This window comes from Telluria sp. AIW5 (assembly GCF_056680575.1).
Genome location: NZ_CM155289.1, coordinates 5,472,903 through 5,487,385 on the forward strand (window position 1 = coordinate 5,472,903; position 14,483 = coordinate 5,487,385).

Below are 14,483 nucleotides of genomic sequence, written 5' to 3' on the forward strand. Positions count from 1 at the left end.
AGAGCAGCGTGAACGAAAAGATGGCCGCGGCCGAGATGCTGACGACGCCGGCGATCAGGGTCGCCAGCAGGATGGATACGAGAATCGGGTCGATGTGAAGCCTCTTGTTTTACTGGGCGTGGCAAGCCGGGCATTGTACCGCTCCCGGCTTGCTTGCGTACGCTTACGGCGTGCCGCTTACACCACGCCGTGGCTGCGGAACCAGTCCAGGGCGCGGCGCCAGCCGTCCTTCGCATCGGCCTCATTGAAACTCGGACGGTAGTCCGCATGGAAGGCGTGTCCCGCATCCGGGTAGACGTGGAACGTCGACCCGCTGTTGCCCTTGTCCAGCGCGGCGCGCATACGCTCCACCGACTCGAGCGGGATGCCGGTGTCCTTGGCGCCGTACAGGCCCAGCACCGGCGTCTTGAGGTTCGGGGCGATGTCGATCGGGTGCTTCGGCGAGTTGGGCGTCGCGTCGCCGGCCAGGCGGCCATACCAGGCCACGCCGGCTTTCACGTTCGGGTTGTGGCTTGAATACAGCCAGGTGATGCGCCCGCCCCAGCAGAAACCGGTGATGCCGAGGCGTCCGGTATCGCCGCCCCGCTGCTTCGCCCAGGTGACGACGGTATCGAGGTCGGACATGACCTGCGCATCCGGCGTCTTGCCGACGATGTCCTTCATCAGGTCGGCGATGTTGGCGACCTTGCCCGCGTCGCCCGCGCGCACGAACAGGTCCGGTGCGACGGCCATGTAACCCTGTTTCGCGAAGCGGCGCGCCAGGTCCTTGATGTACTCGTGGACGCCGAAGATTTCGGAGATGACGAGGATGACCGGCGGGTTGGCCTTGCCTTCGGGCTGGGCGCGGTAGACCGGCACGTCCTGGCCGTCGATGGCGATGATGTGGTCGCCGACGGACAGTCCCGCGGTGTCGGTCTGCACCAGGGTCTGCGCCGCGACCGGGAGCGTGGCGGCGGCGAAGCCCGTCCCCACTGCCGCTTTCAGGAACACGCGGCGATCGACGCCCTCTTCGAAGCTGCTGGCGCCAACGAGGCTGTCGCCGTCTTGTACGAGATCCTTCATGTGCATCCTTCCGCTCGGTGTTTGTAATGTTGACTATCTTACAGCGACACACGGGCTCGCGCATGGGAGCACGGATGCGCGGGGGCGCAGAATTCGATTGCCAAGGCCAGGGGATGGGATGAAAATCGACCGTGCCGGCGACTCATCCATTCACGCCGGCAGAAAAGGTCCGCCATGTTCGAAAGCTTCAAGCACTTGTTCGCCCACGACAGCGGGCCCGACTCCGCCGACCCGGCGCCCTTCGACGAGGACGACATCGTCCTGCTCGATGCCGAAGAGCTGGCCGAAGGCGGCATCCTCGAGGCCTACGAACAGCTGCACCCGCAGTTGCGGCAATACGCGTCCGAGGAAGTCGACATCGCCGAGGAAGTCGACGCCGACGGCGCCGCGTACACGGTGTTCGCCGACGAAAGGCGCTACGACATCCATGGCGAGGGCATCGAAGAAGACCCCTGGATACTCGCGACGATCGCCTTTTTCGAGATCGTCAATGCCGGCCTGGCGCACGCCACCCACCGCTTCTACGCGCTCTACGCCGGCAACGACCTGGCCGGCGTCTTCCTGACCGACCAGCAGTTTCAGGCGGCATGGCACAGCATCGCGCGGCCTTTCGAGCGGCCCTGGATTCCCGTGAACCGGGCGCCCGACTACGGCTTTCCGGCCGACGAGGAACCCGCGGCCTGAGGGCCGTCAGGGCAGCTGCCGGCCGGCGCGCAGCCGCTCGATCGGGCGAGAGCTGGGGTTTTCGCGAGAGCTGGGGTCAGGTCTGACATTCGGACACGACCTCTGCCATACTCGGGCTGGTACCGTTGAGGCCGTGTCTAAATGTCAGACCTGACCCCAGGTTTTGGTCAATCCCCGGCGTTGACCGAGCCGATGCCCGCCACCGATTTGTTGACGGTGCGCGGCTTGCCGTAATAGCTGAGGTTGCCCATGCCCTGCACTTTCGCGTCGAGCCGCTCTTTGGCATATACCTTGACGTCGCCGATGCCGCGGAAACGGATATCGACATCGTCGGCGATCAGGGCTTTGGTATCGACCTCGCCCACGCCCTCGGCGCTGATCCTGAGCGTTTTGACCTTGCCGTTGATTTCCATCCGGCCGGCGCCGCGGTAGTTGACGTCGAGGCGCTCGACGCGCACGTTATTCAGCATGGTCTCGCCCGCGCCCTCGCCGTCGAAGGCGCGCAGCTGCGGCATGGCGATGATGACGCGCTGGTCGCCCTTGTTCGTGCTGAAGTTCTTGTCGCGCGCGCGCAGGCGCAGTTCGCCGTTGACGACTTCGCTGGTCACGTTGTCGAGAAACTTGTCGCTGCCGCGCACCATCAGCGACTGCTTCGCCGCACTGGCGTCGACGGTGACGCTGATCGGCCCCTGCACATTGATCGAGGTGAACGGCGCGGCATTGCGGACCTGGTCGCCGGCAGTTGCGGCGGTCGCAGCGAGGGAAAGGGCAAGGACGAGGGCAAGATCGGTTGGAAACGCGCGCATGATGATTTCCTGTTTCGTTGAAGAGTGAAACCATCGTAAATCGAAGCGCCGCCACAAGCGACGGTTTTGCGACAGGCTGCACGATTGACCGGCTGCGCTGCTCGAAACGGGCTGCGCAGCCGGGCGGGCAGCCTGGCTTACGCCTGCGTGCGCAGGTATTCCGCGATCGCTTCGCCCACTTGCGTCGTATTCGCCGTGCCGCCCATGTCCGGCGTGCGCGGGCCCTGGGTCAGGCAGGTTTCCATCGCCTGCACGATGGCGTCGTGGGCCGCCGTGTACTTCGCATCGCCCTGCCCCAGGAACTCGAACATCATCGCGCCCGACCAGATCATCGCGATCGGGTTGGCGATGTTCTTGCCGTAGATGTCGGGCGCCGAACCGTGGACCGGCTCGAACAGCGACGGGAACGACCGCTCCGGGTTCAGGTTGGCCGACGGTGCGATGCCGATCGTGCCGGCGCAGGCCGGGCCCAGGTCGGACAGGATGTCGCCGAACAGGTTCGAGGCGACGACGACGTCAAAACGCTCAGGCGACAGCACGAAGCGCGCAGCCAGGATGTCGACGTGGTACTTGTCCCATTTGACGTCGCCGTACTGCTCGCCCATGGCGGCGACGCGCTCGTCCCAGTACGGCATCGAGATCGCGATGCCGTTCGACTTGGTGGCGGCGGTCAGGTGTTTTTTCGGGCGGCGCTGGGCCAGCTCGAAGGCATATTTCAGGATGCGGTCGGTGCCGTGGCGGGTGAAGACGGCTTCCTGCAGCACCAGTTCGCGCTCGGTGCCTTCGAACATGCGGCCGCCGACCGACGAGTACTCGCCTTCGGTGTTTTCGCGCACCACATAAAAATCGATGTCGCCCGGCTTCTTGTTCGCCAGCGGGCACGGCACGCCCGGCATCAGGCGCACCGGGCGCAGGTTCACGTACTGGTCGAATTCGCGGCGGAATTTCAGCAGCGAGCCCCACAGCGAAATGTGGTCGGGCACCGTGTCGGGCCAGCCGACCGCGCCGAAATAAATCGCCTCGAAGCCGGACAGTTGCGCCTTCCAGTCGTCGGGCATCATCTTGCCGTGCCTGGCGTAGTACTCGCAATCGGCCCATTCGAAGGTCGTGAATTCGAGCTTGATGTCGAAACGCCGGGCGGTGGCTTCGAGTGCGCGCAGGCCTTCCGGCATCACTTCCTTGCCGATGCCGTCGCCGGCGATCACGGCGATTTTATGAGTTTTCATGGAGCGCTCCTTCGTAGGGAAATTGGAATAACGACAGCTTAACCCATTACGTCGCGTTTATAATGAGCTCTGGTGTGATCGCAAAGGACACGAATCGTGAATAATCTGCAAAACGAGGACTTGCGCGTATTCGTCACCGTCGTGCGCAAGGGGAGCTTCGCGGCGGCGGCCGAGGAACTCGGCATGTCGCCGGCCTATGTCAGCAAGCGCATTGGCGTCCTCGAGGGCATCCTCGCCGTGCGGCTGTTCCAGCGGACGACCCGCCGCGTCGTCATCACCGACGACGGCGAGCAGGTCTATGCGCGCGCCCAGGCCATCCTCGAGAACCTGGACGATTTGATCGACGAGGTCTCCGAACGGCGCCGCGCGCCGACCGGCCAGTTGCGCATCTGCAGCAGCTTCGGCTTCGGGCGCAAGCTGGTGGCGCCGGCGATCGCCAAGCTGGTGGCGGCCTGCCCCGGCCTGAACATCCGCTTCGAAGTCTTCGACCGCCTGGTCGACACCGTGGCCGAAGGTTTTGATCTCGACGTGCGGGTCGGCGACGAGATCGCCCCGAACATGATCGCGCGCCGCCTGCGCTCGAACGGGCGCATCCTGTGCGCAGCGCCCGCTTACCTCGCGCGCCACGGCACGCCGAAAAGTTTGCAAGACCTCGCCGGCCACCAGTGCCTGCCGATCAAGGAGCGCGACCACCCCTTCGGCGTCTGGCGCCTGCGCGGGAAAAATGGCGAAGAAACGGTGAAGGTGTCGGGCGCGCTGTCGACCAACCACGGCGAGATCGCCCTGCGCTGGGCGCTGGACGGCGCGGGCATCGTACTGCGTTCGCGTTGGGATGCCCAGCCCTACCTGGACGCCGGCACCCTGGTCGTGGTGCTGCCGGAATACACGCAGGAAGCGAACGTGTGGGCCGTGTATCCGCAGCGCCTGGCCGGGTCGGCGCGGCTGCGGGTGTGCGTGGAATTCCTCGATGAGCAGCTGGCGCTGCCGCGCCAGGCGGCGGGCGCCAGCCCTTAGCCCAGGCCCGGCGCATCCAGCGCCGGCTCTTCCGCCTGCATCGCGCCGATATCCCGCTGGCGTTTGACGATCAGGCGATTGATATAGGGATCATGGAGAAGCTCGGCGACCGGTTCGGGTTCGTACTCGTACAGGAAACAGGGAAGAATCGAATATTGAAAGGACAGCAGGAGGCGTGCTGCGTCCTTCGGAACCTCGCCTTTGTGCAGCCCTGCGGTATCGACTGCGAACCCGAAGCCCTGCGCGCCGCTTTGCCTGACGATCTTGATGCCGAATTGTTGGCGAACCAGATCGTCTTCGAGTACCGCAAGACGCGCCGTCCGCCGGTCCAGGTGGGTACCCGTGACGTAAACGTGGGGACCGGAAGCCTCATCGACCCGGGTCAGGTAGACCATCAACCGGAATGACAGCCAATCCTCTGAATCGCGGTGAAATTTCTGAACGACTTCGCTGCTCGATTCAGCCGGGAAGGACCAGCGCGCACTCAGTCCGGAAAGCGTTGGGGTACACCCGAGATAATTTCTCGCCAGCGCAAGGATGGCAGGACTGTTAGCCAGTGCCAGTATATGCGGGCAAGCGACCAGGTCAGCCGGCGCATAATTTGCGAACGCGATATCCGCGGGCCTGGCATCGACGGTAAATGTCCCCGCTCGCCTGGCCGAGACGGGCTTTTCCGCCAAATAGCGCAGCACGTCCCCGCACTGTTCGTCCGACAGGACCTGTCCAAGCGGCGCAATGCCCTCCGAGCGCAATGCCGCCAGCACCTGGCCCTGGTCCGCCGCGGCCTTCCGATAGCGCCCTGTTCTGATGGCAACGCAGCATCTCAGCAAGGAAATTGCCGCAGACCGGAGTAGTGGCCGCGTGATCACGCGTTGCAGGTAGTACAGCGACAGTCGCGGAACCTTGCGGTCCAGGGGCGAATTTACCCGAATGTACTTCACACATCCTCCGTCGAGCGAATGAACAGCGAATTGAACCACGAGGCTGACGACTGAACGAAGGCAGACAAGAAAAAACGATCGACTGCAACCCGCGTAAATATATTCCCTGAATTATGCAAAAGCAATAAATATAAAAAGGAAACTTCCCGGGATTCATCTTTGCACCCGGGCTGCGGATCGCAACTATGTTATCCAGTGCACGGTGAAAACCGCTGCCGCTTCCTATCCTGCTGTATTCGGTGGCACGCGGCGAAGGGGGCGGCACATGGTTCAGAACCAGACAGGCTTTATCTTTGCAACCGGCATCGAAAACAGCATCCCCACCATCGATGGCGGCCGGGTGCGCATGGACGAGATGGAAAAGTGCGGCCACTACCGGCACTGGCGGCGCGACTTCGACCTGGTGCAGGAAATCGGCATCCGCTTCCTGCGCTACGGCCCGCCGCTGCACACGACCCTGCTCGGCCCCCGGCGCTACGACTGGTCCTTTGCCGACGAGACCTTCCCGGACTTGCGCCGCCGCGGCCTGGTCGCGATTGTCGACCTCTGCCATTTCGGCCTGCCGGATTTTCTCGGCGACTTCCAGAACCCGGACTTCCCCGCGATCTTCGCCGATTACGCCCGCGCGTTCGCGCAGCGCTATCCCTGGATCCAGCTCTACACGCCGGTCAACGAGATGTCGATCTGCGCCCTGTTTTCCGCCCTCTACGGCTGGTGGAACGAGCAGCAACACAGCGACAAGGCCTTCGTCACGGCCCTGAAACACCTGGTCAAGGCCAACCTGCTCGCCATGCGCGCCATCCTCGAAGTGCGCCCGGACGCGCTCTTCATCCAGAGCGAATCGACCGAATATTTCCATGCCAAGACGCCGGCGGCAATCGGTCCGGCCGAGACGATGAATGCGCGCCGTTTCCTGTCGCTCGACCTGAACTACGGCCGCCGCGTGGACTCCACCATGTACGAATACCTGATGGACAACGGCATGGCCCGCGACGACTACCATTTTTTCCTGAATAACAACCTGAAGCATCACTGCATCATGGGCAACGATTATTACCAGACCAACGAACACCGGGTCTCGGCCGACGGCTCGACCAGGGCGTCCGGCGAAATTTTCGGCTACGCAGTGCTGACGCACCAGTACTACAACCGCTACCGCCTGCCCGTGATGCACACCGAAACCAATTTGTGCGAGGGCCCGCTTGGCCACGAAGCGGTCAACTGGCTGCACAAGGAATGGGCGAACGTGCTTCGTGTCCGCAACAACGGCGTGCCGATCGTCGGCTTCACCTGGTATTCATTGACGGACCAGGTCGACTGGGACACGGGACTGCGCGAAAACAATGGCCGCGTGAACGCACTGGGCCTGGCCGACCTCGACCGCAAGCTGCGCCCAGTCGGCCATGCTTACCGCGAGCTGATCGAAGACTGGACCGACGTCCTGCCGACCCAGAGCGTCTGCCTGCAGGTCCCGATCGCGCTCAGCCAGGATTATCCCGAACTCGGCGAACCTCCCCCGCGCGTTTCCGGGGAGACTGCGACGGCCACCAGCGCGCCCCGGAACACGGAGTAGACAGGAGAGCAGCCATGCGATTTTCCGGTAAAACCGTGCTCGTCACGGGCGCGGCCAGCGGTATCGGCCTTGCCACGGCCATGCGCTTTGCGGCCGAGGGCGCGAACGTGGTGCTGGTCGACCGCGACGCGGCCGCCCTGCCGGCGGCTGCGGCCAAGCTGCGCGCCTGCCGCGATGGACAAACGATGGAAGTGGAGTGCGACGTCAGCGCCGAAACAGGCGTTGCCCATGCGGTCGAAGCGGTCATGGCGCGCTTCGGCCGGCTGGACGTGGTCGTCAACAACGCCGGGCTGATGATTTTTAAACCGATCCAGGAACTCACCGGCGCCGACTGGATGCACGTGCTGCAGGTCGACCTGCTCGGCGCCTTCTTCTTCATCAAGCAGGCCTTCCTGCACATGCAGCCCGGCGGCGCCGTCGTCAATGTGTCGAGCGTGCACGCCCTGGAAACCGAACCGAATGTCGCGCCCTATGCCGCGGCCAAGGCAGCCCTGCTCTCGCTGACCCGCTCGGCTGCGCTGGAAGGCATACCCAAGGGGATCCGGGTGAATGCCATCCTGCCCGGCGCGATCGACACGCCGATGCTGTGGACGAACCCGGAAGTGAAATCCGGGGCCGAACACATCGACGCGGCCGACGTTGGCAAGCCGGCGGACGTGGCCGCCGCGATCGCTTTTCTTGCGTCCGACGAAGCGGCGTTTATCCGGGGTACATCCTTGCTGGTCGACGGCGGGCGCCTGTGCGCGCTGTAGTTATGCTTACTTTACGCGATACACCGCGCACAGCTTGTTGCCGTCCGGGTCGCGCACATAGGCCAGGTGCAGGGCGCCCATGCTGCCCTCGCGCAGTCCCGGCGGCTCCTCGGCGGTGGTGCCGCCGTGGGCAAGCGCCGTGTCGTGGAATTGTTGTACCTGCTCGGGCGAGCTGCAGCGGAAGCCGATGGTGCCGCCGTTGGCAAAGGTCGCCGCTTCGCCGTTGATCGGCTCGGTGACGCCGAAGCTGCCGCCATCGTGGCGGTAGAACAGGCGGCTGTGGCCGGACGGGGCCGTGTTGCGATGCGGTTCGCTTGCGCCCAGGGTGCCGAGCACGGCGTCATAGAATTTTTTCGAGCGTTCGATGTCGTTCGAACCGATCATGATGTGACTGAACATGCGTATCTCCTCTGTCTCTTCGGAATTCGAGTGTACGAGGAGTATTGTGCCGAAGGCAAGCTTTGTCAGCCCGGCCTGGCATCGGCACAGGCCAGCATGGCGTCGCCGATCGCACGGTCGCCCTGGGCCTGGAGCGCCTCGACGGCACCGCGGATATCGCGCACCTCCTTGTTCTGGCTGAGCTTCAACTTGCCCGCCAGGCGCGTGATCTCGATCTCCACGCCGACGATGGCCTGCAGCAGCGTGTCGATAAAATCCGGCGCGCTGTCGCCCATCTTCCACGGCGCCGGCTGCGATGCTTCGTGGGTGCGCGTCAGGCGCGCGACCACGCCGCGCACGTAGCGCTCGTCGTCGCGCACGGTGATGCGCCCATGCGCGTGCGCGACCATGTAGTTCCAGGTCGGCACCTGCTTGTGGAATTCGTGTTTGGACGGATACCAGTTCGGCGAGATATACGCGTCGCCGGCGCGGAAGATGACCAGCACCTCGGCGCCATCGGCCAGTTCCTGCCGGACCGGATTGGCGCGCGCCACGTGGGCGCTCAGGGTGCCCAGCGGACCCTGGCCGCTGATCAGTTCGAACGGAATGTGGTTGGCGTCGAGTCCACCCGCGCCATGCGTGACCAGGGTGCCAAAGGGGTGCTGCCGGATCAGGTCGTGCAGCACCTCGGTGCGCGATTCGTCGAAATGGGGTGGGAAGTACATCTGCTCTCCTGTGTTTCCTTGGCCGCTGATCGGGATGCGTAGCTGCCGCACCGGTTATTGCGTCGCCGTGCCGGCGGCTGCCAGCTGCCCGGCCTTCAGATAAAACGTGGCGCCCCCTTGCCCTGTGGCGAGCGCCGGATACGAGCCGGCCGGCAGGCGGATCCAGCTGCCGCGCGCGCAGGCCTGGCCCTCGAAGATGAGCTCACCTTCCAGCACCAGAAGCTCGGCGCCGTCGATCGGGCCGGGGAAGACTGCTGCTCCGGGCCCGACGCGCTGCACGCAGACCTGCTCGCGTTCGCCCGAAAACAAAGGGCAGACAGCGCGTCCGCCCGGCTGCTGCCGCCAGGCAGCGGAGTCGCGCGTGTCGATCCGCACGGGCTGGGTCTCGCCATCCGCCATCTGGCGCAGCTTCACGAAAATGAGGGCACCTTCGCGGCTCGATGGCCGGTGCGCCGAACCCGGCGGACTGCGCAGGTACCAGCCTTCCGGATAATCTCCGGTCTCGTCCGAGAAGGTGCCGGACAGGACCAGGATTTCTTCGCCGCCCGGATGCGCGTGCGGCGGGAAGCTGGACTGCGGCGCGTAGCGCACGATGCTGGTGGCGCGCGCCTGCTCGGCGCCGACCCGGTCGAGCATGACGCGCTCGACACCGGCTTGCGGAGACGCGACCCATTCGTACTGGTGCGGGACGATGACGACGGCGCGCGCGAAATCGGCGTTAACCAGCATAAACCTTGCTCCGGATGCCAGGGGATGGCAGCGTGGTCCCCGTGACGGTTATTGTGCGGCAGCGGCCCGCAATGCCAGCTCGCTGTCCTTGATATCGGCAATCGGCCCAAGGATAGCACCGTCGAAGGCGCGCGGCGCGGCGCCCTGCTCGAACAGCCTCGGCATGTCCGGGTTGGCCAGCGCGCCGCGGCCGAGTGCGACGAGGTCCGCGCCCAGTTCCAATGCTTCGGCGCTACGTTCGATCGAGTGCAGCGAACCGTTGGCGATGATCGCCACGCCCGGCGCGTGGCGGCGCGCCAGTGCGAGCAAGCTGTCGCTACCGCCATCGAACGCGGGTTGCCAGGCTTCGAACTCGGTGACGTGGATGAAATCGGCGCCTTCCCGTGCCAGCGTGGAGAAAATCACTTCGGCGTCCTGCTCGCGCCCCGGCCACTTGGCCCTGAAGTCGTTGACTTTGCCTTGCGAGATGCGAATCCCGACCGGCACCTCGTTGCCGACCGCCGCCTTGACGGCCCGCAGCACCTCCACCAACAGGCGCACGCGTCCATGCACGTCGCCGCCCCAGCGGTCCTCGCGCAGGTTGGTGTGGGCGGTCAGGAACTGGTCCAGCAGGTAGCCATTGGCGCCGTGGATTTCGATGCCGTCGAAGCCGGCCACGCGCATCGCGCGCAGCGCCGAATGGACAAAGCCATCGATCGCCTCGGCGATATCCTGTTCCGTCATCTGCACCGGCACCGGGTACGCGCCCGCGCCGTGATAAAAGCCCATCTGTTCGCCGGCCGGCTGCACCGCGGACGGCCCGGCGGTATGGGAACGGAAGGGATTATCCTGGCTGAGCGCGCCCGCATGCATGAGCTGTGCGAAGGCCAACGCGCCATGGGCGTGGATCGCGGCGGTGATGCCGGCCCAGGCGCGGGCCTGCTCGTCGTCGGCGATGCCGGGCTGGTTCCGGTAGCCTTGCGCAAAAGCCTTGTCGGTGTACAGGCCCTCGGTAATCACCAGGCCGAAACCGCCCTGGGCGAAGCCGGCGTAATAGTCGCGCATGGCGGCCGTCGGCACGCCGTCCGGCGTGGCCGTCACCCGCGTCATCGGCGCCACGGCCAGGCGGTTGCGGGTGCTGAAGTTCTTCATATCGTGTTTGGATAAAATCACGGAGCGGAAATCGTTCATGCGGGACTCTCTTTCGTCTGCTTGCACCCCTGAACTGGGGCGCTTCAGATACCATCCTACCGGGCACGGCGTGCCGGGACCAGCTCCGCTCGCGTGAAGCCGCTTTATCAAAAAAGGTTAAGAATGCAGACTGCAGACCTACGGATTTTCCTGACGGTGGCGGCCGCCGGCAGTCTGTCCGCCGCCGCGCGGCAGCTCAATGTCGGGCCGATGCAGGTATCGCGCCGGATCGCCGTCCTCGAGCAGGAACTCGGCGTGCGGTTGCTCCACCGGACCACGCGCTCGGTGTCGCTGACGGCCGAAGGCGAGGCGTTTTTTCCATATGCGAACACGATGGCGGAAGCCGAGGAAAGCGCACGCGGCGCCCTGGGCCCATCGCACGCCGCCGCGTCCGGCACGCTGAAACTCACCGCCCCCAGCGTATTCGGCCAGACCATCATCCTGCCCTTCCTGCCGGCGCTGCTGGAACAGCATCCTGACCTGCGGATCGATCTCGACCTGTCGGACCGGGTACTCGATATCGTCGGCCAGGGCCTGGACCTGGCGCTGCGCATCGCGACCCTCGAAGACTCGGAACTGGTTGCCCGGCGCATCGCCGGCAATCCGCGCATTATCTGCGCCGCGCCGCATTACCTGGCGCGTCATGGGGTGCCGGCGCGGCTGGCGGACCTGGATGACCATCGCTGCATCGTGCTGCACAGCGTGCCGCGCTGGCCCTTGATCGTGGGCGGCGCGCTGCAGAGACGGCGGGTGGATGCGCGCTTCACGACCAGCAATGTCGATGCCGTACGCACCGCCACCCTGCAAGGGCTGGGCCTGGCCATGCTGACCTACTGGGACGTGCACGAGCAGTTGCGCAATGGCGACCTGGTCAGCGTTGTGCTGGAAGACGCCGCGATGGAAGACCTGTCGATCTGGGCGCTTACCCCGACGCGGCGCTACGCACCGGCGCGCGTAAAAATCTTCCTCGATGCGCTGGAACGGGAGCTGGCGCGGCGGCAGTAAGACCCTATGCGGCCGCCAGCACCGATGGCGGATCAGGCGAACTTGGTGGCGGCCGGGAGGCGCTTGCCGACGACCTTCACGGTTGCCATTTTTTCGCTGCCGACCGAGACCATCGAATCGGCGCGCACCTGCGCCTTGTAGCTCTCGGCGCTGGCGTAAGTGCTGACGCCGACGACGAGTGCGGCGACCAGGAACAGCGATTCCATGTGTTTGAGGACGTTCATTTCAGGCTCCCTTCGGTGGTGTGCTTTAGCCCGGTCGCTGCTGCGTTCGGGCTTTCGATGGGAGTACTTTAGCAATCGTGTCCGCGCTTCTCCACCGGCTTGCGACGAAGTGCGGAAAACACGCGATGAAGCGCACAAAGCGGGGATATGAACGGTTTGCAGCAGAGCGTCAGTGGATGACGGCGTCGCCGTAGGTGCGCCGCTCGCCCGGCTGGCGCAGCACCCGTTGGGCGGTCTCGAGCGGCACGCCCTGTTCGCACAGCATGCGCGCTGCGGCATACATGCCCTGCGAGCGCAGGGCGGCGATCGATGCATCGATCAGCCTGGCAGTATCGTAATCGCGGCGAGGTTTCATGGATCTAGTTTACTCCTGATCGCCGATGCTGTCCGGGCCTGCCATCCGCGCCTGTCCATCACTCGTCCCGCACACGGCCAGCGCATGCCGCAGCACCGCATCGACCAGCTTGTCGCGCGGCCCGCGCACCGTGCGCAGCAGGCCGATGCGCCGCAGCGGCGCAGCGCCGGGCAAGGCGATCCGGGTCAGCGCCAGGCTCGATGTCCACATCGGCCCCCAGTCCACCACCAGCGAAATTCCAAGGCCGCGGCTGACAAAGGTAGCGATGGTCATCAGGCCATCGATCTCGAGCCGCACGCGCGGCTGGATGTTCCGCTCGCGCAGGTAGCGGTCGGCCAGGCGGCCGCCCCAGATGCGGCGGTCGTAGCGAATGAAAGGCTCGGAGCGCAGCAAGGCATGCGCATCCTGCTCGCCTTTGAAGCGTGCGGGCGCGATCACGACCAGCGGCTCTTCGAAGAGGGCATGCCACTCGCAGCTTTTCGGGATCGCGAACTGATGCTCGACCACGATGGCGGCATCGAGCTCGCCGGCCATCACCTTGGCCGCGATGTCGACCGAGTGGCCGACGTCGACGAACACCGACAGCTCGGGATGGGCGGCGTACAGCTTCTCGAGCACCGGCGAAATGATCGAGGTCGCGGCCGAGAAAAAACAGCCGAGGCGCAGCTGCCCGAGCCCGTCGCGGTCGAGGGCGGCGGCGCGCAGGTCGGTCACGCTCCTGACCACGCCGCGCGACTGGTCGAGGATCTGCAGGCCCGCCTCGGTCGGCTTGACGGCGCGGCCGGAACGGATGACCAGCGCCACGCCCAGCTCCTCTTCCAGGGTGCGGATGCGGGCGGCGACGGCGGCCGGCGTCAGGTCGAGCCGGCGCGCCGCTTCCGCCATCGAGCCGCATTCGGCGACGGCGACAAAGCTTTGCAAGAAACGGGTATCCATGGCCGGAGTCTAGCACTGCCGGCGTGGGAAGATAAGTTTTCTATCGTTCAAATGTGATAAAACGGCCTGTATCCATTCAAAACTTTGTTTGACAATGCACGCTCACTATCAGATTGCCCTGTCAAGGAAGAGCCATGAACAACCCAGCACAGAACGTCCGCAGCCTGGTCTCGGAAGCCGAGTGGGAAGCGCGCGTCAACCTCGCCGCCTGCTATCGGCTGATCGCCCATTTCGGCATGTCGGACCTGGTCTACAACCACAGCACCAGCCACGTCCCCGGCAGCGAAGGCGAGTTCCTCATCAATCCTTACGGGATGATGTACGAGGAGATCAACGCGTCCTGCCTCATCCGGATCAACCTGGATGGCGACGTCCTGTTCAACCCGAACCCGACCTACGGCATCAACCAGGCCGGCTATGTGATCCACAGCGCGATCCACGGCGCGCGCAAGGACGTCGATTGCGTGATCCATACCCACACGCGGGCAGGCATGGCGGTATCGGCGCTGGAATGCGGCCTGCTGCCGATCGCCCAGACCAACATGCGCTTCGGGAAAGTGGCGTATCACGACTACGAAGGCGTTGCCGTCGACGTGGACGAGCGCGAGCGCCTGGTGGCGGACCTTGGCGCCTCCGATGTGATGATCCTGCGTAACCACGGCCTGCTGACCTGCGGCCCGAGCGTCGCCGAGGCCTTCAACACCATGTACTGGCTGGAGAACGCCTGCAAGGTGCAGCTCGATGCGCTGGCATGCAATGCGGCCCTGATCGTGCCGCCGCAGCATGTGCTCGAAAAGACGGCCAACCAGTTCGAGCCGCACGTGCGCCGGCCGTACGGCATCATGGAGTGGCCGGCCATGCTGCGTTTGCTCGATCGCCGCGATACGTCCTACCGCGACTAAG

17 protein-coding genes are annotated in these 14,483 nt (G+C 64.9%); 6 read left to right on the forward strand and 11 right to left on the reverse strand.

Annotated elements, in window-relative coordinates; all coding sequences use genetic code 11:
* Positions 1 to 177: 177 nt before the first annotated feature.
* Positions 178 to 1,062 carry a dienelactone hydrolase family protein gene (locus tag AC1MEM_RS24100; RefSeq protein ID WP_499474612.1) on the reverse strand — a complete coding sequence of 295 codons (885 nt, stop codon included), beginning with the start codon at positions 1,060 to 1,062 and terminating at the stop codon, positions 178 to 180.
* A gap of 174 nt (positions 1,063 to 1,236) precedes the next feature.
* Between AC1MEM_RS24100 and AC1MEM_RS24105 the strand changes: the two genes are divergently transcribed.
* Positions 1,237 to 1,746: a hypothetical protein gene (locus AC1MEM_RS24105; protein WP_499474613.1), complete on the forward strand. Its 510-nt coding sequence runs from the start codon at positions 1,237 to 1,239 to the stop codon at positions 1,744 to 1,746.
* 167 nt (positions 1,747 to 1,913) lie between these two features.
* On the opposite strand, the gene AC1MEM_RS24110 is transcribed toward AC1MEM_RS24105, so the two are convergent.
* A complete protein-coding gene (locus tag AC1MEM_RS24110) occupies positions 1,914 to 2,552 on the reverse strand; it encodes a head GIN domain-containing protein (protein WP_499474614.1) in 639 nt (212 codons plus the stop codon).
* Between the two features lie 137 nt (positions 2,553 to 2,689).
* Positions 2,690 to 3,778 (reverse strand): tartrate dehydrogenase, encoded by a 1,089-nt coding sequence (locus AC1MEM_RS24115; protein WP_499474615.1) that lies wholly within the window; start codon positions 3,776 to 3,778, stop codon positions 2,690 to 2,692.
* 96 nt (positions 3,779 to 3,874) lie between these two features.
* Here AC1MEM_RS24115 and AC1MEM_RS24120 point away from each other — a divergent pair, with 96 nt between their 5' ends.
* A complete protein-coding gene (locus AC1MEM_RS24120; protein WP_499474616.1) occupies positions 3,875 to 4,792 on the forward strand; it encodes a LysR substrate-binding domain-containing protein in 918 nt (305 codons plus the stop codon).
* On the opposite strand, the gene AC1MEM_RS24125 is transcribed toward AC1MEM_RS24120, so the two are convergent.
* Positions 4,789 to 5,733: a hypothetical protein gene (locus AC1MEM_RS24125; RefSeq protein WP_499474617.1), complete on the reverse strand. Its 945-nt coding sequence runs from the start codon at positions 5,731 to 5,733 to the stop codon at positions 4,789 to 4,791. The two genes, AC1MEM_RS24120 and AC1MEM_RS24125, sit on opposite strands and share 4 nt — an antisense overlap.
* A gap of 265 nt (positions 5,734 to 5,998) precedes the next feature.
* On the opposite strand from AC1MEM_RS24125, the gene AC1MEM_RS24130 reads away from it, so the two are divergent.
* A complete protein-coding gene (locus tag AC1MEM_RS24130; RefSeq protein WP_499474618.1) occupies positions 5,999 to 7,306 on the forward strand; it encodes a family 1 glycosylhydrolase in 1,308 nt (435 codons plus the stop codon).
* 14 nt (positions 7,307 to 7,320) lie between these two features.
* Positions 7,321 to 8,058: an SDR family NAD(P)-dependent oxidoreductase gene (locus AC1MEM_RS24135; RefSeq protein ID WP_499474619.1), complete on the forward strand. Its 738-nt coding sequence runs from the start codon at positions 7,321 to 7,323 to the stop codon at positions 8,056 to 8,058.
* Positions 8,059 to 8,064: 6 nt separating this feature from the next.
* Here AC1MEM_RS24135 and AC1MEM_RS24140 read toward each other — a convergent pair whose 3' ends face one another.
* The 4 genes from AC1MEM_RS24140 to AC1MEM_RS24155 form a co-directional block, all read right to left on the reverse strand.
* Positions 8,065 to 8,457, reverse strand: coding sequence for a VOC family protein (locus AC1MEM_RS24140; RefSeq protein ID WP_499474620.1), 393 nt, complete (start codon positions 8,455 to 8,457; stop codon positions 8,065 to 8,067).
* 65 nt (positions 8,458 to 8,522) lie between these two features.
* Entirely contained in the window at positions 8,523 to 9,161 is a 639-nt protein-coding gene (locus tag AC1MEM_RS24145; protein ID WP_499474621.1) for an FMN-binding negative transcriptional regulator, read from the reverse strand.
* Between the two features lie 54 nt (positions 9,162 to 9,215).
* Positions 9,216 to 9,890, reverse strand: coding sequence for a cupin domain-containing protein (locus AC1MEM_RS24150; protein ID WP_499474622.1), 675 nt, complete (start codon positions 9,888 to 9,890; stop codon positions 9,216 to 9,218).
* Positions 9,891 to 9,938: 48 nt separating this feature from the next.
* Complete coding sequence (locus AC1MEM_RS24155; RefSeq protein ID WP_499474623.1) at positions 9,939 to 11,060, reverse strand: NADH:flavin oxidoreductase; 1,122 nt, start codon at positions 11,058 to 11,060, stop codon at positions 9,939 to 9,941.
* Positions 11,061 to 11,183: 123 nt separating this feature from the next.
* On the opposite strand from AC1MEM_RS24155, the gene AC1MEM_RS24160 reads away from it, so the two are divergent.
* Entirely contained in the window at positions 11,184 to 12,065 is an 882-nt protein-coding gene (locus AC1MEM_RS24160) for a LysR family transcriptional regulator (protein WP_499474624.1), read from the forward strand.
* A 32-nt stretch (positions 12,066 to 12,097) separates the two neighbouring features.
* On the opposite strand, the gene AC1MEM_RS24165 is transcribed toward AC1MEM_RS24160, so the two are convergent.
* From AC1MEM_RS24165 to AC1MEM_RS24175, 3 genes are all read right to left on the reverse strand, one after another.
* Positions 12,098 to 12,289 carry a hypothetical protein gene (locus tag AC1MEM_RS24165; RefSeq protein WP_499474625.1) on the reverse strand — a complete coding sequence of 64 codons (192 nt, stop codon included), beginning with the start codon at positions 12,287 to 12,289 and terminating at the stop codon, positions 12,098 to 12,100.
* A gap of 169 nt (positions 12,290 to 12,458) precedes the next feature.
* Positions 12,459 to 12,644 carry a hypothetical protein gene (locus AC1MEM_RS24170; RefSeq protein WP_499474626.1) on the reverse strand — a complete coding sequence of 62 codons (186 nt, stop codon included), beginning with the start codon at positions 12,642 to 12,644 and terminating at the stop codon, positions 12,459 to 12,461.
* A 9-nt stretch (positions 12,645 to 12,653) separates the two neighbouring features.
* Positions 12,654 to 13,580: a LysR family transcriptional regulator gene (locus AC1MEM_RS24175; RefSeq protein ID WP_499474627.1), complete on the reverse strand. Its 927-nt coding sequence runs from the start codon at positions 13,578 to 13,580 to the stop codon at positions 12,654 to 12,656.
* Between the two features lie 134 nt (positions 13,581 to 13,714).
* On the opposite strand from AC1MEM_RS24175, the gene AC1MEM_RS24180 reads away from it, so the two are divergent.
* On the forward strand, positions 13,715 to 14,482 hold the full coding sequence (locus AC1MEM_RS24180) for a class II aldolase/adducin family protein (protein WP_499474628.1): 768 nt from the start codon (positions 13,715 to 13,717) through the stop codon (positions 14,480 to 14,482).
* The last annotated feature ends 1 nt before the right edge of the window (position 14,483 follow it).